Annotated in this window: 22 protein-coding genes and 1 tRNA gene; 12 read left to right on the top strand and 11 right to left on the bottom strand. The window is 67.6% G+C overall.

All coding sequences use genetic code 11. The features are described 5' to 3' along the window. Positions 1-253: 253 nt before the first annotated feature. Positions 254-601 carry a winged helix-turn-helix domain-containing protein gene (locus ACFY3D_RS10930; protein ID WP_389977675.1) on the bottom strand — a complete coding sequence of 116 codons (348 nt, stop codon included), beginning with the start codon at positions 599-601 and terminating at the stop codon, positions 254-256. Positions 602-783: 182 nt separating this feature from the next. Here ACFY3D_RS10930 and ACFY3D_RS10925 point away from each other — a divergent pair, with 182 nt between their 5' ends. Together ACFY3D_RS10925 and ACFY3D_RS10920 are read left to right on the top strand one after the other, a co-directional pair. After that, on the top strand, positions 784-1,143 hold the full coding sequence (locus tag ACFY3D_RS10925; RefSeq protein ID WP_389977672.1) for a hypothetical protein: 360 nt from the start codon (positions 784-786) through the stop codon (positions 1,141-1,143). Between the two features lie 476 nt (positions 1,144-1,619). Then, the gene (locus ACFY3D_RS10920) at positions 1,620-2,168 is read left to right on the top strand and encodes a hypothetical protein (RefSeq protein ID WP_389977669.1); all 549 of its coding nucleotides are present in this window, start codon (positions 1,620-1,622) and stop codon (positions 2,166-2,168) included. Here ACFY3D_RS10920 and ACFY3D_RS10915 read toward each other — a convergent pair. The 3 genes from ACFY3D_RS10915 to ACFY3D_RS10905 all read right to left on the bottom strand — a co-directional run bounded on the left by ACFY3D_RS10915 (position 2,104) and on the right by ACFY3D_RS10905 (position 4,380). Then, entirely contained in the window at positions 2,104-2,700 is a 597-nt protein-coding gene (locus tag ACFY3D_RS10915; RefSeq protein WP_389977666.1) for a guanylate kinase, read from the bottom strand. The two genes, ACFY3D_RS10920 and ACFY3D_RS10915, sit on opposite strands and share 65 nt — an antisense overlap. Further along, positions 2,697-3,608, bottom strand: coding sequence for an AAA family ATPase (locus ACFY3D_RS10910; protein WP_389977663.1), 912 nt, complete (start codon positions 3,606-3,608; stop codon positions 2,697-2,699). Before ACFY3D_RS10910 ends, ACFY3D_RS10915 begins: the two co-directional genes overlap by 4 nt. Positions 3,609-4,014: 406 nt before the next feature. After that, on the bottom strand, positions 4,015-4,380 hold the full coding sequence (locus ACFY3D_RS10905; protein ID WP_386198932.1) for a GntR family transcriptional regulator: 366 nt from the start codon (positions 4,378-4,380) through the stop codon (positions 4,015-4,017). Between the two features lie 198 nt (positions 4,381-4,578). Between ACFY3D_RS10905 and ACFY3D_RS10900 the strand changes: the two genes are divergently transcribed. The 10 genes from ACFY3D_RS10900 (at position 4,579) to ACFY3D_RS10855 (ending at position 11,801) form a co-directional block, all read left to right on the top strand. Continuing rightward, entirely contained in the window at positions 4,579-4,926 is a 348-nt protein-coding gene (locus ACFY3D_RS10900) for a hypothetical protein (RefSeq protein ID WP_389977658.1), read from the top strand. Further along, a complete protein-coding gene (locus ACFY3D_RS10895) occupies positions 4,923-6,299 on the top strand; it encodes an FtsK/SpoIIIE domain-containing protein (protein WP_389977655.1) in 1,377 nt (458 codons plus the stop codon). Before ACFY3D_RS10900 ends, ACFY3D_RS10895 begins: the two co-directional genes overlap by 4 nt. A gap of 28 nt (positions 6,300-6,327) precedes the next feature. Next, positions 6,328-7,029 carry a DUF2637 domain-containing protein gene (locus ACFY3D_RS10890; RefSeq protein ID WP_389977652.1) on the top strand — a complete coding sequence of 234 codons (702 nt, stop codon included), beginning with the start codon at positions 6,328-6,330 and terminating at the stop codon, positions 7,027-7,029. 17 nt (positions 7,030-7,046) lie between these two features. Then, positions 7,047-7,397 carry a hypothetical protein gene (locus tag ACFY3D_RS10885; protein WP_389977649.1) on the top strand — a complete coding sequence of 117 codons (351 nt, stop codon included), beginning with the start codon at positions 7,047-7,049 and terminating at the stop codon, positions 7,395-7,397. 16 nt (positions 7,398-7,413) lie between these two features. Further along, positions 7,414-7,587 carry a hypothetical protein gene (locus ACFY3D_RS10880; RefSeq protein ID WP_389778905.1) on the top strand — a complete coding sequence of 58 codons (174 nt, stop codon included), beginning with the start codon at positions 7,414-7,416 and terminating at the stop codon, positions 7,585-7,587. After that, a complete protein-coding gene (locus tag ACFY3D_RS10875; RefSeq protein WP_389977646.1) occupies positions 7,584-7,712 on the top strand; it encodes a hypothetical protein in 129 nt (42 codons plus the stop codon). The genes ACFY3D_RS10880 and ACFY3D_RS10875 overlap by 4 nt, the downstream gene beginning before the upstream one ends. Positions 7,713-7,816: 104 nt before the next feature. Continuing rightward, entirely contained in the window at positions 7,817-9,367 is a 1,551-nt protein-coding gene (locus tag ACFY3D_RS10870) for a replication initiator (protein WP_389977643.1), read from the top strand. Further along, the gene (locus ACFY3D_RS10865) at positions 9,364-10,608 is read left to right on the top strand and encodes a tyrosine-type recombinase/integrase (RefSeq protein ID WP_389977639.1); all 1,245 of its coding nucleotides are present in this window, start codon (positions 9,364-9,366) and stop codon (positions 10,606-10,608) included. The genes ACFY3D_RS10870 and ACFY3D_RS10865 overlap by 4 nt, the downstream gene beginning before the upstream one ends. 160 nt (positions 10,609-10,768) lie before the next feature. Next, complete coding sequence (locus ACFY3D_RS10860) at positions 10,769-11,509, top strand: HNH endonuclease (protein WP_389977636.1); 741 nt, start codon at positions 10,769-10,771, stop codon at positions 11,507-11,509. Between the two features lie 94 nt (positions 11,510-11,603). Continuing rightward, on the top strand, positions 11,604-11,801 hold the full coding sequence (locus ACFY3D_RS10855; RefSeq protein ID WP_389977633.1) for a hypothetical protein: 198 nt from the start codon (positions 11,604-11,606) through the stop codon (positions 11,799-11,801). 219 nt (positions 11,802-12,020) lie between these two features. Here ACFY3D_RS10855 and ACFY3D_RS10850 read toward each other — a convergent pair. The 7 genes from ACFY3D_RS10850 to ACFY3D_RS10820 all read right to left on the bottom strand — a co-directional run bounded on the left by ACFY3D_RS10850 (position 12,021) and on the right by ACFY3D_RS10820 (position 18,197). After that, positions 12,021-12,097: transfer RNA gene (locus tag ACFY3D_RS10850), tRNA-Thr, on the bottom strand. Between the two features lie 63 nt (positions 12,098-12,160). Further along, the gene (locus ACFY3D_RS10845) at positions 12,161-13,663 is read right to left on the bottom strand and encodes an alpha/beta hydrolase (protein WP_389977630.1); all 1,503 of its coding nucleotides are present in this window, start codon (positions 13,661-13,663) and stop codon (positions 12,161-12,163) included. 241 nt (positions 13,664-13,904) lie between these two features. Continuing rightward, on the bottom strand, positions 13,905-14,762 hold the full coding sequence (locus ACFY3D_RS10840) for a stage 0 sporulation family protein (RefSeq protein ID WP_389977627.1): 858 nt from the start codon (positions 14,760-14,762) through the stop codon (positions 13,905-13,907). 181 nt (positions 14,763-14,943) lie between these two features. After that, positions 14,944-15,612, bottom strand: coding sequence for a permease-like cell division protein FtsX (locus ACFY3D_RS10835; protein WP_389977624.1), 669 nt, complete (start codon positions 15,610-15,612; stop codon positions 14,944-14,946). Further along, a complete protein-coding gene (locus ACFY3D_RS10830; RefSeq protein ID WP_389977621.1) occupies positions 15,609-16,136 on the bottom strand; it encodes a SigE family RNA polymerase sigma factor in 528 nt (175 codons plus the stop codon). Before ACFY3D_RS10830 ends, ACFY3D_RS10835 begins: the two co-directional genes overlap by 4 nt. A 139-nt stretch (positions 16,137-16,275) precedes the next feature. Next, the gene (locus tag ACFY3D_RS10825; protein ID WP_389977618.1) at positions 16,276-17,430 is read right to left on the bottom strand and encodes a glycosyltransferase family 4 protein; all 1,155 of its coding nucleotides are present in this window, start codon (positions 17,428-17,430) and stop codon (positions 16,276-16,278) included. Continuing rightward, a complete protein-coding gene (locus ACFY3D_RS10820) occupies positions 17,427-18,197 on the bottom strand; it encodes a hypothetical protein (protein WP_389977615.1) in 771 nt (256 codons plus the stop codon). Before ACFY3D_RS10820 ends, ACFY3D_RS10825 begins: the two co-directional genes overlap by 4 nt. Positions 18,198-18,264: the final 67 nt, after the last annotated feature.

Raw genomic sequence — 18,264 nt, 5'->3', positions numbered from 1 at the left:
TGACCGTTGCGGATACGCCGGTAGGTTATGGATGTCTCGCCCCTTCCGCTGGGTCGAGGCTCGGCGGGCCTGGAGTAGAGGGATCTCCTTCGGGCCTGCCAGTGATCTTCCGTTTGGAGTCGGTTGCGTGGTGTCCCTCGCGCGTGGGTGGCGCTGGCCGCGACCGGCCGAAGAGCCGCAGCGCGGCCAGCGACCGCCCGACGCGCGGCGAGACGCCGTAGGCGGATCGCCTTTAAAGACGTATGGAAAGTTCTCATTCGGCTGGTGATGGCTCGGCCTCGGGGTGGTCCTGGTCGTCTTCGGGTTCGATGTGCTCGGGTGCCTTGCCGGTCTTGGGGTCGGCGACGAAGGTTCCGATGTTCCTGACGGTGTAGACCAGACCCTCGGCGATGAGGGCGTTGATCACCTTGCGGGCGGTGCGTCGAGCGATCCCGAACTCTTCCGCCATGCGGGGTTCGCCCGGGATGGGATAGCCGGGCTTGTAGTCGCCGGCCTGGATGCGGCGGCGGATCTCGTTGAGGACCTGCTCTGACTTGGGCTGATCAGGCCGGAAGTGGATCACACGAAAAACGATAGGAAGCGACCGGTAGCCCCAGGTCAAGAGACGTTACGGTGCGTACCGGTCGTGATGGGTAGGAAAAAGCGTGGAGGGGTAGGCAGGGGTGATGATGCCTGCCTATGCTGTCGCGTAGCCGTCGATGAGGTCCCTGAGGTGCGTGGGCTTCGACTCGGCCGTCAGTACCCGATGCTCTCGACCTTGGGGACGTGATGAGACACGACGCGATGACCAGCACAGCAGAAGGGCGGGAGGTGACCGCGCTCTCTCCGGGCGACATGACGCTGACCGCTGCCGAGGAACTCCGGGATGCTCTGAGCCATCACGGGATCGTGGCTGATGTGCATGACGGGTACGGGCTGGCGCTCGTGTCGGTCTGGGTGGATCTGATCGTGTGGTGTCGTGGGGATCAGTTCTGGTGGCGTACCGGCTGGAATCCTCGCCAGCGTCGTCCCGTCTACGCTCGTCACCCGCTGGACGAACCGGAGCGGGCCGCCTACCGCGTTGCCCTGCGATATGCGGAGTTGCGGCAGACTCACCCGCTGCCGGAGCCGGAGTCGGCATCGAGGGTGGGGCATCCGTTATGACGGCGCCTGACCGACGTACGGGATCGCTGGTGTGGCCGCCTCGTTCGCCCGGGGTGGTTGTCGGGGCGTTGGTGCGGCCTGCGCAGCATCTTCGCCTCGGGGATTGGCTGGCCTTCGAGCGCGATGACGACCAGCCGTTTCGGATCACTCCGGTCCGGGGTGACGACTACGAGCGCGACCCTCGCGGGGTCGACCTCGTGTGGGGGCAGGTCACCGGACTGGACCGCTTGGGTAGCGGCGGCCGTTGGTGGAGGCCGCCGACGTTCTTGCTCTCGGTGTCCTGCTCGTTTTGCTGCGATGCCTCCATCATCACCACCTTGTTCAACCAGTCCCCCGTGCTGCTGTGGCCCAGGCGCGCGCATCGGGGCGGGGCGCTCCCTTGAACGGGCGTGACGGCGTTGGCTCTGGGAGGGGTGGCGCCGTCACGCCTCACCACACCGGCCCGGCTCAAAACGGAACGGAAACGAGGACGCGCGATGCCCAAACGCAGTGCTGACCGGTTTCTGGCCTGGCCGCTGCCCGCGGTGGCCGGTGGGCCGGTGATCGAGGGGTGGCGAACCGAAAAAAGTGGCTGGGGCGTCTTCTCCGCGCACCGCGACCCCGACCGCGTACTGACCGAACAGGAGACGCTCGCCGGACTCACCGCACATCTGGTCGCCGAAACCGCCGAGGAACTCCTCCACCTAGCCGACGAACAGCGCCGTATCGAGGCCCAGCTGAACGAGACACCGCCGGTGTGCCCGTACTGCGGGCGCGGTCAGGGAGACGCGCCGCTGATCGTGACAATGAACGAGTCGGTCACCGCTGAGCAATGCGCCCGAAGCTACGCCACCGAGACGGACTGTCCCCACGATGATGTGGAGTGGACCCGGCCGAACCCTTTGCCCGATGGCGCGCGTTGTCGACAGTGCGACACCTGGTGGCGGCTCGACCTGATCCCGGCGGAGGTGGAGGCTCGTCTCAAGGGCGGCACTCCTGCGGCTGAGGACAACCGGCCTGCCGTAGTCGATCGTAGGCACCCATGATCTCGTGTGCTGCGGCGTTGGCGCTGCGACGGTCGGTGTGAATACGCAGCTGAAAGAACTCGGCGCCGAGAGGGCTTTGCTCCAGGTCGGTGAGTGTCTCGTCCCATGCGGCAAGGCGCTTGCCGGTGTCGAGGTCACCGCGGCTTCGGGAGCGCTGTTCGGTGACCTCGCGCGGCACCCACAGCAGCACAGTGAGCCAGGAATTCGAGGGGCGGCCAATCAGGCGGCGCAGGTCGTCGAGGTTGCCCATGTGCACGACGGGGACGTAGCCGGCGGCGTGGCGGTCTTCGATGCTCTGGCGGTCGATGGCGTAGACGTTGCCGTAGCGGTGGGTCTCGGCGACCAGTCTGCCCGCGTCGCGGAGCTTGTCCAGGTGCTCGGCGCTGACGAACTCGTAGCCGTCGGCGCGGCCGGCGCCGACCTTCAGCTTGGGCAGCAACGTGAACCGCGCATCCAAGCGGGTGAGGGCGGCGGTAATGGTGTCCTTGCCGCTGGCGGGCGGCCCGTAGATGACGACTCCCTGCGGGCTCACGTCAAGATCCGTTTGAGGGCTTCGCGGGTCTGGTCGGCAAGGCTGATCGCGGCGCCGAGTCGGTTGTCGATGGTGACGTGTGCGGTGGGCGGGCTGGCCTCGACATTCAGACTCGCGGCGTACTCCTCCCAGTTGCTCAGCTTCCACGCATCGCGGGCGGCTCCGCGGAACTCGATGTACTCGCGCATCGACTCGGGGTCGCAGCGGACCCAGATCGCCGCGACATCGATTCCCTTGGCCGCGCACCGGTTCTCCAGGCGGGCGAACCATGCCTCGTCTTTGAGTTCGGTGATGAACGGGGCCGCCAGGATGGCCGAGGTGCCGACGTTGAGGTTGTCCCACGCGGTTTCCATCAGGCACCGGTACTCCAGGGGGCGGACCTCCTTGAGGTACAGATCGGTGTGGCGGTCGTTGGGGTCGCCGCCGAGGGAGACGAGGAGCCGCTCCACGATGGAGCGGGTCAGGGAGTCCTTGTCCAGGAACGCCCATCCGGTGATGTCGGACAAGAAGCGGGAGAACTCCGTCTTGCCCGATCCGGCGTATCCGCCGACCAAGGTGAGGATGGGGCGGGGGTTGCCTCCGCCATGTCGTCTGCGCCAGGCGTCGACCACTCGGCTACGCAGCAGCCCCGGCGGGGAATCGCTGGACTCGATGCCGCCAACGGAGACCTTGGTGAACGTCTCCTCGATGACCTGGGCGGCGGCGTTGTCGGCTGCGGGATCGGCGGGCGTAGGCAAATCGGAAATCACGATTTCCGCTTTCTGTGATTCACCGGGCAGAGGGGGACGAAACCCTAGTTCGGGTTCGGTGGCCTGGTAAAGCAGGCAGTAAGCGCGCCGGTAATGCGGTCCGGGGAACACGCTTCCTTGCTCATGTCCCCAGAGCGTTTGGAAGTTCGCGGCGGGCACGGTCCAGACCGTGGCGGCCTGCGGCCTGGCGGAGCCGCTCGCCTGCGGCCTCCAGCGTAAGGCCGTGAGCTTCGCGGTGTTCGCGCAGGCGGGAGGGGTTCCAGCCGGGTCGCTGGGTCGTCTTCAGTTGCATACTTTCGCCTTCACGCTTCGGGGAGGTGGCGCGGTGTGCGGTCGTGCATATGAAAACGCTTGTGTAAATGGCGTTGAGTGGAACTGAAGAAGCTTAACTAGATCGGTGTGATACCGGAAACCCCCAGCTCACGGTGAACTTAAGCCATGCCGAAAGGCGCAACGCACCGCAGAGCAAGGGAGGAACCGGTGAACGTCGACCCGCAGCGGATCATCTGGGAATTGACCGCGATTCGCTCAGAGCTGGACGAGTTGGCATGCCGGATCGGTGAGATCACTTCGGCTTTGCGAAGACTGCCGCCTCCAGAGCGGCGAGTCGATCACCCAGCTCCTTGACGCTCTGGCGTGTCTGGGCAAGCTGGTCCAGGATCTCGGCGTTCACATCCGGCGCCTCGGGCCTGGAGGGCTCGGCGGGGGGTTGGCGGACGAACACGCCCTTGCCTTGCTGACCGATCACCAACCCCTCGGTGCGAAGCACGCTGATCGCGGCTTTGACCACGCTGGCGGAGACGTCGAAGCGCTCACCCAACTGGGCGATAGAGGGCAGGGCCGTACCGGGGGCGAGTGAGCCGGTGCGGATCTGGCCGCGCAGCTCGTCGACGATCTGCAAGTAGGCCGGCTGGCCGGTCTTCTCCACCATCTACGTCTCGTCTCGTCGCGTCTGCTGCACCGTCTTGCACCACACGGTGCACCGTGACGTGTACCGCATGGTGCACCACGACTCCAGTTCAGCACACCCCCGTAAAGAAACCAACCAAGCCGCCGAAGAACTCATTGACAACTTAGAATTCCAAGTGTTCCATGTGTTCCAGGCATCCCAGCTAGCAAAGGAACGATCATGCGCGCCATCCCCATCCCCGTCGACGTCACCAAGCTTCAGATCACCTGCGTCAAGGCCGCCAAGCCCCGCCTCGTCAGCAAGGACACCGGCGAGATCAAGCGCGACAAGGACGGCAACGTCATGTACGAACTCACCTTCCTGTTCGAGGACGAGCTTGGCCGCATGGAGCTGGTCAAGGTCAGCACCACCCCGGAGCCGCAGATCACCCCCGGCGAGGAGGTCGTCCCGGTCGACCTGGTCGGCTACGTGTGGGAGCAGGGCGGACGCTGGGGCATCGCCTACCGGGCCGCCTCCTTCCGCCCCGTCGGCACCTCCCTCTCCGCTGGAATGGGGGCGGACCTGTGATCACCCTCGACCACCCCCTGTTCAAGGTCCTCGCCGTCGTGCTCGTGCTGCTGGCCTGGCGGCGCTGGGCTCCGGCCTCCTACTGGTACGCCCTGGTCTTCCCCCGTAAAGCCATCTGGCTGCGCTGGTCCTGGCGGCACGTCGCCTCCGGCTGCGGCCTGACCAAGAAGCGGCACCGCTGGTGGTTCACCACCGTCCCCGGCCTGGTCGCCTCGACCGGCGTCGTACAGGTCAAGCGGCGCTTCCAGCGGGTCGCCGTCGACACCAAACCGTGGATGGGCCTGCCCCGCCCCGTACGGCACGGCTTCCGCATCACCTTCCACCTTCTCGACGGCCAGGTGCCCGACGACTACGCCAAGGTCTGTGAACGGCTCGCGCACGCCTGGCGCATCGAGGCCGTTCGCGTCGTCGCCTCCCGGCCTGGCCGCGTCACCCTCCAAGGCATCACCCAAGACCCGTTAACCCACGTCGCCCCCGCCTCCCCTCCGACCGAACCGCGCGACGGCTGGCGGGCCGAGGACCTGCTCCGCCCCATCGTCGGAGTGCTGGAGACCGGCGCGGCCTGGCGCATGGACCTGCGCCTGATCCCGCACTGGATGAACGCGGGCGCCACTCAGTCGGGCAAGTCCAACCTGATCAACGCGCTCATCGTCGGCCTGGCTCCGCAACCGGTCGCCCTGGTCGGCTTCGACCTCAAAGGCGGCGTGGAACTGTCGGCCTACGCCGCTCGGCTGACCGCGCTGGCCACCAGTCGCGCCGAGTGCCTCGACCTGCTCGGTGACCTGATCGCGGTGATGGGCGCGAGGATGCTGGCCTGTCGCCGCTACGGGGTCCGCGACATCTGGCAACTGCCTGACGCCTCCCGTCCGATCCCGGTCGTGGTCCTGGTCGACGAACTCGCCGAGTTGTACCTGACCGCCGACAAGGCCGAGAAGGATCAGGTCACCCGGACCGCTACCGCGCTGCTGCGCATCGCCCAGCTCGGCCGCGCGTTCGGCATCCACCTGATCCTGTCCGGCCAACGGATCGGCTCCGATCTGGGTCCCGGCGTGACCGCGCTGCGTGCCCAGATCGGCGGACGGGTCTGTCACCGGGTCAACGATCCCGAGACCGCCGTGATGACGCTCGGCGACCTCGACCCCGACGCGCTGGTTGCCGCCCGGTCCATCGCGCCGGAACTGCCTGGGGTGGCTGTGATCACCGGTTCTGACGGCCGGTGGTACCGGGCGCGGTCCGGCTACGTCTCCACCACTGCCGCAGAGCAAGCCGCGGACACCTACGCGGACATCACCCCGTCGTGGAACCAGGTCGCCGCCTCCGGCCTCGGTCACGAACTGCCCAGCGTCGACGACATCCCCGAACTCATCGCCTGACCTCCGCAATTCGGAAGGGAGAACCACCGTGACCGCGACCGCGCCTCGTCTGGCCGTACGGCTGGCCGACTCCGCACCGGTGCTGATCCTCGCCGCGATCGCCGGGGCCGGCAGCTTCACCCACATCCGCGACACCGCCACCGAACACGGCCAGTCCGGATGGATGGCCTGGGCCATAGCGGTCTGCGTCGATCTCACCTGTGTCATGGCCGCCCGCGAACGACAGCGCGACAAGAAGAACGAACGCATGCGACAAGGCTGGATCTCCTGGCCAACCCTCGTCCTCATCGGCGGGATCACCCTCTCCCTGGCCGCGAACCTCGCCCAAGCCCACCCGTCGCCCTGGGGCTGGATCACCGCCGCGACCCCGGCCGGAGCGTTCCTGATCGCGGTCTCCATGCTGGAGCGCCGCTCCTCCGCCCCTCGTTCCGAACCGTCCCCGGCACCCGTTCCCGTTCCGGACGCCGTACCGCAACCCCCGGCCGAACCTGCCGCACTCTCCCCGTCGCCCGCTCCCGCCGTACCGACTCAGAACGGCACCGGGAACGGCCAGAACGGCACAGCGCCAACGAGCGAGCTCCTCGACTACGCGCGTCGCGTCGCCGACGAACACCACGCCCGGCACGGCAGACCCATCACCCGCGATGCCCTGCGCACCCGACTTGGGGTGTCCAGTCAGCTCGCCCCCGACCTGCTGCGCAACCTGCGCGACAGCCCCACCCCCGCCTGACCACGAAGGGGAACCCCATGCCCGACACCACTGCCCGCGCCGCTCTCATCAAGGGACTGCGCGAACTGGCCACCTTCCTGGAGGCCAACCGCACCGTCCCGGTCCCCTCGTTCGCCGGGCTCACCTACTTCGCCGAAGGAACCGACCTCGACATCCGCGCCGAGATCGACACCATCGCCGAACTCCTCGACACCCAGGCAGACCCCGGCGACTCCGAGCACGCCCACTACCGGGCCTGTCGCACCTTCGGGCCGGTCGAGTACACGGCCGTGGGCATCTTCGCCGCCTCTCGGGCTCGCCACCGGGCCAACACCTCCTATGAGGGGTGCATCACCCCCGACCCCGTCCCCTCCTCCCGTACCGCCTGACCAGAAAAGAGACCCCATGCGCATCCGCATCGACGGCACCTACGCCGAAATCGTCCACTCCGTCAACAAGATCCGCACGATCCTCCCCATCGGCTCGGTCTCCCCGGTTCTGCCGCTACAGCGGCCCCACACCTGGCGTGTGTTCCTCGATACCGCGCCCAAGCGCCCCGAAAGCAGGTGGATCACGTGACCGACACCTCAGACTCCCCGCTCGTCGACATCGTCCCCAAGCGCTGGCTGTGCTGCTGCGGCGGGACCGGCGTCGATGGCCACGGCCAGACCTGCGAGCACTGCGAGGGCCTCGGCTTCACCTGAGAGTCCTCGGCGCCCCCGGCGTGACCACACATCCGCCAAGACGTCCGCCACGTCGGGGGCCATCCCGCACCGAACCCGAAAAGCCCGGAAGGGACACCCCCATCATGCCAAGCAGCCACGCGGTAGCCGGGATGATCGACCGGCTCCACGACCCCCAATACGCCCGCTGGGCCGCCCAGATCCGCCGGACCGGCGGCTGCCGACAGCCCATCCACCTTCGCGGCCACGTCCACCACCTCGACCCCGCCACCGGCAACCGGCTGCACAGCTACAGCACCGCGACCGAACCGGACGGCATCCTGCGCGTCCCCTGCAAGACCCGCCGCGCCTCGCGCTGCCCGGCCTGCGCCGAGACCTACCGGGCCGACACCTACCACCTCATCCGCGCGGGCCTCGTCGGAGGCAAGGGCGTCCCGGAGACGGTCACCGCGCACCCCTGCCTGTTCGTCACCCTCACCGCTCCCTCCTTCGGCACCGTCCACACCCGCCGAGAGAAGAACGGCAAAATCCTGCCCTGTCACGCTCGACGCGATGCGACCACCTGCCCGCACGGGCGCGTCATGTCCTGCACCGCCCGACACGGGGCCGACGAACAATGCCTCGGTGAACCGCTGTGCCCGGACTGCTACGACTACGCGGGAAGCGTGCTGTTCAACGCCATGTCCCCGGAGTTGTGGCGGCGCTTCACCGAAGCTCTTCGCCGACGCCTCGCCAAGCTCGCCGGACTGACCCAGCGGGAGCTGCGCCAACAGGCCGTGATCTCCTTCGCCAAAGTCGCCGAGTACCAGCGGCGCGGCGTCGTCCACTTTCACGCGGTCATCCGCGTCGACGGCCCCGAGGGGCCGGCTACTCCTCCACCGGCCTGGGCGACGGCCGACCTGATGACCGACGCCGTACGGCACGCCGCCTCGGCCGTGGCGGTCACCGTCCCTGCGGTGCCTGGTGAACCCGCGCGGGCCTTCCAGTGGGGCGCCCAACTCGACGTCCGCGAAATCACCATGACCGGTGATCTCACCGAGCAGGCCGTAGCCGCCTACATCGCCAAGTACGCCACCAAAGCCGCCGAATGCGTCGGCACCCTGGACCGGCGCATCAACCCCCTCGACAACCTGGACGCGCTCCCGATCCGCGACCACGCCCGACGGCTCATCGCCGAGTGCCTGCGCCTGGGCGCCCTCGACGAACTGGCCGAACTCCGGCTCATCAAATGGGCGAACATGCTGGGCTTCCGGGGCCACTTCTCCACCAAGAGCCGCCGCTACTCCACCACCCTCGGCGACATCCGCCAGGAACGCACCGACTACATGCGCGCCGAAGCGATCACCACCGGACGGCTTCCGTTCTTCGACGAGGACACCGTGCTCGTCGTCTCGCACTGGGAGTACGCCGGACAGGGCCACTCAGCCGGTGACGCTTTTGGTAAGCGCCCTCACCGGAAATCGCCTGTCCGCTCTCTCCGGGGGTGGCTCATGACTCGGCTCCTTCTCACCGTTCCCGAAGCCGCGGCTGCCCTGGCGGTCTCCCGAAGCAAGCTCTACCAGCTGATCGCCTCCGGCGCGGTCGACTCAGTCCGGATCGACGGCTCCCGACGGGTCCCGGTCTCGGCTCTGCAGGACTACATCACTCACCTGACCTCGGCGGAGCGTGCGGCATGACCAAGTCCCTCGTCGGCACCCCTGACAAGCCGAACAAGAAGAGCACGCCCAAACTCCGCGACGGCGTCATGAAGCGCGGAAACACCTGGTCCTACGTGATCCGCGTCAAGGACCCGGAGACGGGCGAGAGCAAGCCCAAGTGGGTGGGCGGCTTCGCCACCGAGGAAGCCGCCAAGGCCGCTCGCGACGAGGCACGTGTGAACGCTCGGCGCGGCGAGTACGTCGACCGGAACGAGATCACCGTGAGTGAGTACCTCGATGACTGGATCGAGGATCACGCCATGGAGATCAAGCCGGGGACGCTTGAGGACTACCGGATCACCATCCGCCTCTACATCAAGCCCCACATCGGGAAAACGAAGCTTCAGGCGGTCCGGCCCTCCACAATCACCAAGCTCTACCGGGATCTGCTTGCCAGGGGTGGACGTGGCGGGAAGCCGCTGGCGGTCTCCACCGTCGTCCACACTCACGCGATTCTGCGGCGTGCTTTCCGTGACGCCGTCGAAGTCCACGAGTACCTCAGCAGTTCACCCGTCGACAAGGCCAAGCGTCCTCGTGGGGAATGGCGGGAACCAGGCATGATCTGGACTCCGGCCCAGCTCCGGACATTCCTGGGGCTAGCCCGCTCGCATCGGCTGTTCCCCTTCTTTCACCTGGCCGCCTATACGGGCGCAAGGCGGGGTGAGCTGCTGAATCTGCGGTGGACTGACATCGACTTGGACGGAAGACAAATCATCATCAAGGGCTCAACGGGCGTTGTCGACGGTGAGCACATCTCAGGCACCACGAAAAGTGGCCGAACTCGCGTGATCACCCTCGACGAGGGGACGGTGAACGTCCTTCGGGCGCACTTGGAAGCGCAAGAAGCCGAGAAGCTCCGGGTCGGTGACGTTTGGAAGGGCGAGGAGAATGGCCACGTCTTCACGACTGCCTGGGGCGGCCCCATCTACCCGACCACCGTGACGGCGCTACCGGGCAAGCTCATCAAGGCGTACAACGAGCCAGAGAACAAGAGCCAGGTTCCGGCCGAACCTCTGCCCTACGCCCGTCTTCACGACCTCCGGCACATCCATGCGACCACGCTCCTATTAGCCGGCGTCCCGGTCCATGTGGTCGCCGCCCGCCTCGGCCATGCCGATCCGGCGATCACCCTCCGTGTCTACGCCCATGTGATCCGCTCTGCGGAAACCGCCGCCGCTGACGTCTTCGCTCATAGCCTCCAGCTCAACGAAGGAACTTAATACATACGTGCACCCCATAAGCCTCGTCCTTAAGTAGAGGGCTCTTAATTTTCGTCAACCACCAACCCTTGCCGCGGCATGCCGCGGCAAGGGTTGGTGTACGCTGTTCTAAGACAGCCTCAACCGGCAACCTTCAACACGATCGTCACAGGAGAGACAGATGCACCCCATCGCTTCTCGCGGGCGCCCTAGCTGGCGCAGCAGGAAGCTGGGTACGAGAGTTCGGGTTGCCCTCTGGCTTCTAGATGAGGTTGGCGAAGGAAAGACCTTCACGACTGATCAGCTACAAGAGGCATTCCCTGAAGATGGGCACGTCAGTCGGCGTCTACGGGACCTTCGCAGGTCAGGATGGGTAATCCAAACTTCCAGAACCTCCTCGGAGCTGGGCGGCTCAGAGATGCTCTTTGCGAAAGCAGGCGAACCCGTCTGGGAGCCAGATCCCGCCGTCCACACGAGGCGTATCCCAACCCGACGAATCCGAGACGAAGTCCTTGCACGCGACGGCTACAGCTGTACCAACTGCGGGCTCTCAGTCGTCGAAGGATTCATCGAAGCACCCGTTACAGCCGTACTTGAGCTTGCCTACCTGAAGCCCCTCACTGCTGGCGGCAGCAACTCTCCCGAGAACTTGATCACGCTCTGTGCCAACTGCCACATGGTTTTTGACCGGGAACGAGACAAGCTTCTCGACACGGAAGATGTATGGAACCTGGTGAGCGTGCTCTCTCCGCAGAATCGGGCTCGCTTGCTCGCCTGGATAGCCATAGATCAAAAGCCACCCACCCCCGCAGAGAAGGCTTGGGCGCTGTATCGGCGCCTTCGTCCCGATCAGCGAACTGCCATAGCACGCCGCCTAGGGCAGGCCGTAATCGATCAAACGGAGTCCGACACGCCTACTTGATCATCCACCTCAGAGTCCGTCGGCCCCTGGCCACCTCTCACAGCAACACAGGGACCGACGGCTCACCCATCCTCAAAGAACAGGTGCACTACCTATGATGACCGATCCACGCCCCGAACCCTCACCCAGGTTCAAAGCTCCCCGCCCCTTGCTGATCATCGTCCTCGTTCTGGTTCTCGGCTTCCAGGCCGAATACACCCCGGAGCAGGTTGGGGAGATCCTCACCATCGTTGTGGCTTCGCTTGTAGCCCTGGCAGCAGCGTGTGTCCTGAACCACCCGCTTGCTGAATGAGATGAGTGAGGTTGGAGCCTCGCGTACAGGTACGCCTAGCGAGGCTCCACCTCCTAAGTAAGACCCGTCATGGCGTAAAGCGCGTAGGCAATGCCGCACCTACCGTGACAGATGATCATCTGCTCTAAACGGTGACACCATCAATGCCAACAGACTTACCGCTGTTAGCAAGGGTGTTAGCAAAAGGCCCCCACCGGAACCCGGTGGGGGCCTCTGACCTGGAGCCGCCTTGGGGAATCGAACCCCAGACCCCTTCATTACGAGTGAAGTGCTCTGGCCGACTGAGCTAAGGCGGCGTGCCGTGTTCACCACGGCCTACGGCAGTCTACAGGCTCCCGGGGCCTTCTCGCGCCTTGGAATCACCCGATCTTGGGGCAGCGGGTCCCGGTCTTGGGGACGGCCAGATCGATCAGGTAGTCGTCCACCAGGCGGTCCACACATGCCGAACCGGTCAGGTACGCGGTGTGCCCGTCGCCGTCGAAACCGACGAGGACGCCGGAGGAGAGCTGGGAGGCGAGGGCCTCGGACCACTGATAGGGGGTGGCCGGGTCGCGTAGGGTGCCGACGACCATGATGGGCGGGGCTCCGGGGGCGTCGATCTTCTCCCGTGGGCCTCCCTTGACCGGCCAGTACGCGCAGGGCAGCGAGCTCCACATCACGTACGCGCCGAAGAGAGGGGCCTCCTTGGCCGCCTCGCGGGCCGCCGCGGCGTAGGCGGCCGAGTCGGCGGGGTAGGGGGCGTCGACGCAGTTGACGGCGAGGTTGGACTCGGTCTGGTTGGTGTACTCGCCGCTCGCCTCGCGGTCGATCAACAGGTCGGCCATGCGGAGCAGGGTGGTGCCGTCACCCTTCAGCGCCCGATCGAGCGCCTGCCTGAGCACCGGCCAGGCCTGCCGGTCGTAGAGCGGGGTGATCAGGCCGAGGGTGGTCCAGGCCTCGGTCACCGTACGGCCGTCGCCCGTCCCGTTGCTCAGGGGGGTCGTGTCCGCGCGGCGGAGCAGGGCGGCGATCTCCTCGCGGGCGGAGGCGACGGAGCCGCGGAAGGGGCAGTCGGTGGCCGCGAGGCAGTCTTCGAGGAACGCGTCGAGGGCGACCTCGAAACCGCGTGCCTGCGCGGTGTTCATCTCCAGCGGGCCGAGCGAGGGGTCCACGGCGCCGTCCAGGACGAGGGCGCGGACGCGGTCGGGGAAGAGGTCCGCGTAGGCGGCGCCCAGCTGGGTGCCGTACGACTTGCCGAGGTAGGTGAGGCGGTCGTCGCCGACGGCGGCGCGGAGCAGGTCCATGTCCCTGGCGGCGTTGGCCGTGCCGACGTACGGCAGGAGTTTGCCCGAGCGGGCCTGGCAGCCGGAGGCGAACCTCCGCGAGCCCTCCTCCAGCATGGTGACCTCGCCCGGCGAGTCGGGCGAGCTGTCGAGGCCGACGTAGGTGTCCAGCTCGCTCGACGACAGGCACCGGACGGGCGAGGAGTCGCCGACCCCGCGCGGGTCGAAGCCCACGACGTCGAAGCGGTCTCGTACGGCCTTGCTCACCGCCGTGCGGGCACTTCGGGCGTACTGGACCCCGGAGGCGCCGGGGCCGCCGGGGTTGATGAGGATCGAGCCGACCCGGTCACCGGAGGCGGGAAGCCGGATCACGCTGATCTCGATCTTCTCGCCGTCCGGCTTGCCGTGGTCGAGGGGAACGGGAAGTTTCGCGCACTCGAATCCGTCCCCGCAGTCTTTCCAGACGAGCGACGACCCCCCTACCTCGCCACCGCCCGTACCGCTGCCCCCGTCGCCGCTGCCGGCGTTGGCGCCGGTTCCGGTGCACGCGCTCGCCAGCAGGGCCACCGCCGCCAGTACGGCGGCCACATGGGATCTCACGCCTTGTCCGCTCCGTAGTCCGTGGGTCGGGATCGCACGCGGGTCCGGCGGGGGGAGCCGACGCGCGCGGAGAGGCTGACCGCTCGCATCCTACGCCCGCGCGGGCTCAGTCGGCCGTCGAACCCGAGCGCCACACGGGCTCAGCGGTCATCGAAACGCGAACCCTCGCGCGGGCTCGAGCGATCGGCGACCGCACGGGCTCGGGCGGCCGCTGAAACCCGGGCGCCCACGCGACCTCCGGTCATCCCTCAGGGCCGCCGTCGGCGGCCTTCACCGCGTCCCCGTACGCCGCGTCGTGCTGCTTGCGCGGGGAGCACACCGACGCGGACGGGCACGCGCAGCGGCGGCCGCCCTCCTCAAGGCGGACCACGACGGAGTCGGAGGGTACGTTGCGGCCCACGACGGTTCCCGCCCCCTCGGGGGTGTCGACCTTCAGCCCGAGGCGGGGCATCCTGCTGTGCGCGTCGAGGTAGAGGGGGTGCTCGTACTTCAGGCAGCACATCAGCCGTCCACACGCCCCCGCGATGCGCAGCGGGTTCACCGGCAGGTCCTGGTCCTTGGCCATCCGGACGGAGACCGGCTCGAAGTCCTTGAGGAAGGTGGCGCAGCACAGGTCGCGGCCGCAGGGGCCGATGCCGCCCTGGAGGCGGGCCTCGTCGCGGGGGCCGATCTGGCGCAGCTCCACCCGGGCGCGCAGGTTACGGGCCAGGTCGCGGACGAGGGCACGGAAGTCGACCCGCTGTGGGGCGGAGAAATAGACCGTGTAGACGTTCTCGGCGTCGGTGTAGTCGACGCCGACGACCTTCATGGGCAGCGCGTGCCGCTTGATCAGACGCTTGGAGACGCTGCGGGCCTCGGCGCGGCGTCGCTTGTTGCCCTCGTCACGGGTGAGGTGCTCCTCGGTCGCGATGCCCTCGCACACCGGCAGCCCGCCGACCTCCTCGCTCGTCCACTGGGGCGCCCAGACGCACTCGGCCACCTCGGGGCCCGCATCGGTGGGAACCAGCACCTTGTCTCCGACCTTGGGAGTGTGCTCACCGGGATCGAGGTAGTACAACCTGCCGTAGCGGGTGAAACTCACCGCCATGATCATGCCCATATGGCTCCAAACCTGGGGGTACGGCTCGTGCTCACCTTATGCGTCATGCCCTCGGATGTGGGGTGCCATCCGAGGGCGATCATGGACAAGCCACCCGACAATGCCGGACGAGCCTGACGGTGCCGCACACCAGGCTCGTCCCGGTCGTGGGTCGCGACCCATCCGTACCCCCGTCGCCGGCTCAGCTCGGCTCCGGCACCTCGAACGCCGGGAACGAGCACTGCTCCGGCTCCGACCACGGAAGGACGTACTCGACGAGCGACCACAGCGACGCGTTTCTCAGCATGCAGGGCGTATCGATCGCGTTGGACACCCCCGGCTGTTCGCCCATGGCGCGGGCGACGGCCTTGGAGTCCGCCTCCGGCCTGAGCCAGGCTCGGAAGGACTCCGGCATGTCCTCGACGGCTATCGCCTTCAGCAACGTGGGATCGTCCGCGTTTTGGCGCCGGAATTTCTCCAACGCCTGCCGGCGATCCTCGAAAAGGACCCTGTCCACCTCGGGCCTGGCCTCCAGTGTCCGTCGGATCTCCGCCTTCTCGTCCTCGGTTGTCGCATGGCCGCACGTGGGGATGGGGTCGTCCTGTTTGCAGAGGAAGACCGACACATCGGCGTATCCCGACTGCTCGGGGCCGCTCATCGCCATGGCGACGATGTTCTCCCTCGACAGCGAGGAGGCATTGTCGAGCCGTACGACTCCGAAGGCCGTCACGGCGATGGCCAGGGCCACGGCGGCGCCCCTGAAGGGAGTCCTGGAGCGGCGGCGGGCGGGGACGGTGAGCGGGCGAACGTCCGCGGCGGTCGCGGCGGCGGTGGAGAGGGCGTCGCGGAGGCGGTTCTCGATGTCGGTCATGACTCCTCCTTGAGCATCCGGGCGAGGGCGGCCAGCCCACGCGCGAGGGTGGAACGGGCGGTGCCGGCGGCGACACCCATGGTCTCGGCGATCTCCTGGTCGGACAGGTCCAGGTAGTGACGGAGGGTCAGCGCCTCCCGCTGCCGCCTGGGCAGCGCACGCAGGGCCACGAGCACCTCGCGGCGTTCCTCGCCGAGCAGCGCCGCGTGCTCGGCGGACCAGACCGGCGGCTCGTACGGCGCGGCCCGTCGGAAGGCGACCGCGCGACGGCGCAGCACCGACCGCGACCCGTTGAGTACCGCCGAACGGATGTAGGTCAGCGCCCTGTCCGGGTCACGCAGCCGGCGCCGTCCCGCGTGGGTGCGGGTGAACGCCTCCTGTACGACGTCCTCGGCGGTGGCCTGGTCGCCCACCATGAGCAGCGCCAGCCGTACCAGCCCGAGGTGATGTTCGGCGAACAGCGTCGCGATGTCGACGTGGTCCCCGGCGCGGGGCTCTCCGTGGGAGAGCAGTTCGACTTCCACATCACAGAGACGCCGTGCCGGGCCTTCTGCTGCTTCGCCCGGCCCACGAGTTCCGCCCCGTCCGCGCTCTCCCCGCCTGCGGCCCCCTTCCGGCCCACGTGTCCCGTCCGGTGCGCTCCGCCCGGCGCGCGGGCTCGGCTCAGCGGCCGAGTTCGGCGAAGGACTTCTCCCAGCGGTCGGCGATCATGGAGATGTCGTAGCTCCTGGCCGTCTGGAGGGCGTTCTCGGCCATCCGGCGGCGGCCCTCCTCGTCGTCGATCATCTGGATCAGCCCGGCGGCCAGGGCGTCCACGTCGTCCGCGGGGACGAGCAGCCCGTCGATCCCGGGCGTGATGATCTCGCGAGGCCCGCGGGGGCAGTCGAAACTGACCACCGGCACCCCGGAGGCGAACGCCTCGATGATGGTCATGCCGAAGCCCTCGAAACGAGAGCTGACCACGTGGATCGAGGCCTTGGCGAGCTCGCCCTCGATGTCTCCCGTGGATCCCATGAACGTGACGTTGTTGTGCAGGCGCAGCTTGACGGACTGCTTGATCAGCTTGTCGCCGACCCGGCCCTCGCCGTAGATGCGCAGCTTCCAGTCCGGGCGCTCCTTGGCCACCCGGGCGAACGCCTTCAGCAGGCGGTCGTACCCCTTGACCGGCACCAGCCTGCCCGCGGCCAGCACGATCCGGTTCTCCTGCCGGGAGCGCGGACGCGGGCCGCCGGGCAGCCCGTTGCCGATGGTGAACACCTGGGTGGGCGCCCCGTCGAGCATCTTCCGGTAGTCGTGCTCGTCGGCCTCGGTGAGGGTCACCACGGCGTCGAGCTTCGGATACCACGTCCGGATCTCCTCGAAGATCCCGGGCTGGTGTGCCTCGAAGTGCAGGTGCTCCTGGGCGATCGTGATGACCCGTTTGCGCGCGTACCTCGCGGCCATGATGTTGAGCCCCGCGCGGGTGGTGATCAGCACGTCGCTACGGAGCCTGCGCAGCTCGCGAACGAGAACCTCGTCGCTCCAGGCGCTGAAGGAGGCGTACGCGCGCTCCTCGGGGTGGATCAGCGCGCTCTCCCGCGCGCTCAGCCGCTCGGCCTTCTTCGTGTACGGCCAGCGGACCCTGGCCCCCTCCCGCAGGTCCACCAGCGACCGCAGGCGAACCTGGGAGCCCAACGGCAGGAAGGGGACGTCGGTGTGCTGGAAGACGCTGACGATCTCGACCTCGTGCCGCTCGGACATCGCCGTGGCCAGGTCGAAGGTGGCGCGGATGGTTCCGCCCATGCCGTAGGCGTTGAGGATGAGAAAGGAGATCTTCACGCGCTCTCCTCCTCGACGCTGAGCGCGACGGCGAGGCTGTCGGTATCGGTGTAGTACGGCCGGACCCTCACCTGTCCCACGCGCTGGGCCGGGAACCGAATTTTGGTCTTCTTATCCGTTATGTCATCAAGGCGAGTCGCGAGCGGCAGACGGGTTCCGGAGAACTCCGCGTAGAGATCCCAGAAGACCCGGCGCCGTACCTGCGCCTCGGCCATCGGCGCGATCTCGATCCCGCCGTCGAACCACCGCCCCTGGAAGTTCGCGGGCCCGCTCACGGGCTCGGGTCCCCGGCGGGCCACCGCCACGAGTTTCGCCGCCCCCCGGATCGGTTCACCGTACGCGACGGCGCCCTCGACCTCGATCACCCCATCCTCCGCGGTCACGCGGATCACCTCGACGTACGGCTCGACCTCGCGGACCCGCAGGGCCAGCGTCCCGACAGAGGTGCGAAACGCCCTGATCTCTCGGTTTCTGGGGGTCTCCGCGTAGGCCCACAGGCCATCGAGCGAGAATCCCGGGTCGTCGGTGGCGATGGGTTCACCGCCTCGCGACGCCGTCCAGATGCCCGCGGAGAGTGCCTTCAGATTCGTGGCCTCGCATTCCTCGCCGGTCTCCACGTGCCGCAGAACGATCCCGGGATCGTTCCCGTCGGCCCCGTGGACCGGCTGCGGCCACTCGATTCTCAGCGTGTCGTCGTCGCCCACACGGCTCGTGACGGCCCGCTCCTTCGCGGGCGGAATCCCGCCGTAACGTGCCCCAATGCTCACCAAGAGTCCCCCGGTCCTCGCTGCTCACATCCCCATAGAGCAGGACACTGTCCACCGATTTATAACG

The sequence above is a fragment of the Streptosporangium sp. NPDC000509 genome, assembly GCF_042898365.1.
Classification (GTDB): Bacteria; Actinomycetota; Actinomycetes; order Streptosporangiales; family Streptosporangiaceae; genus Streptosporangium.
Note: the sequence above shows the minus strand (reverse complement) of the source record. Positions and strands in the feature narration are given on the sequence as shown.

Bases quoted from the DNA above. Each gene is read 5' to 3' on its own strand.
- ACFY3D_RS10900 (WP_389977658.1), top strand. From the start codon at position 4,579: ATGCGCGCCATCCCCATCCCCGTCGACGTCACCAAGCTTCAGATCACC.
- ACFY3D_RS10870 (WP_389977643.1), top strand. From the start codon at position 7,817: ATGCCAAGCAGCCACGCGGTAGCCGGGATGATCGACCGGCTCCACGAC.
- ACFY3D_RS10860 (WP_389977636.1), top strand. From the start codon at position 10,769: ATGCACCCCATCGCTTCTCGCGGGCGCCCTAGCTGGCGCAGCAGGAAG.
- ACFY3D_RS10885 (WP_389977649.1), top strand. From the start codon at position 7,047: ATGCCCGACACCACTGCCCGCGCCGCTCTCATCAAGGGACTGCGCGAA.
- ACFY3D_RS10865 (WP_389977639.1), top strand. From the start codon at position 9,364: ATGACCAAGTCCCTCGTCGGCACCCCTGACAAGCCGAACAAGAAGAGC.
- ACFY3D_RS10920 (WP_389977669.1), top strand. From the start codon at position 1,620: ATGCCCAAACGCAGTGCTGACCGGTTTCTGGCCTGGCCGCTGCCCGCG.
- ACFY3D_RS10925 (WP_389977672.1), top strand. From the start codon at position 784: ATGACCAGCACAGCAGAAGGGCGGGAGGTGACCGCGCTCTCTCCGGGC.
- ACFY3D_RS10840 (WP_389977627.1), bottom strand. From the start codon at position 14,762: ATGGGCATGATCATGGCGGTGAGTTTCACCCGCTACGGCAGGTTGTAC.
- ACFY3D_RS10835 (WP_389977624.1), bottom strand. From the start codon at position 15,612: ATGACCGACATCGAGAACCGCCTCCGCGACGCCCTCTCCACCGCCGCC.
- ACFY3D_RS10880 (WP_389778905.1), top strand. From the start codon at position 7,414: ATGCGCATCCGCATCGACGGCACCTACGCCGAAATCGTCCACTCCGTC.
- ACFY3D_RS10905 (WP_386198932.1), bottom strand. From the start codon at position 4,380: ATGGTGGAGAAGACCGGCCAGCCGGCCTACTTGCAGATCGTCGACGAG.
- ACFY3D_RS10855 (WP_389977633.1), top strand. From the start codon at position 11,604: ATGATGACCGATCCACGCCCCGAACCCTCACCCAGGTTCAAAGCTCCC.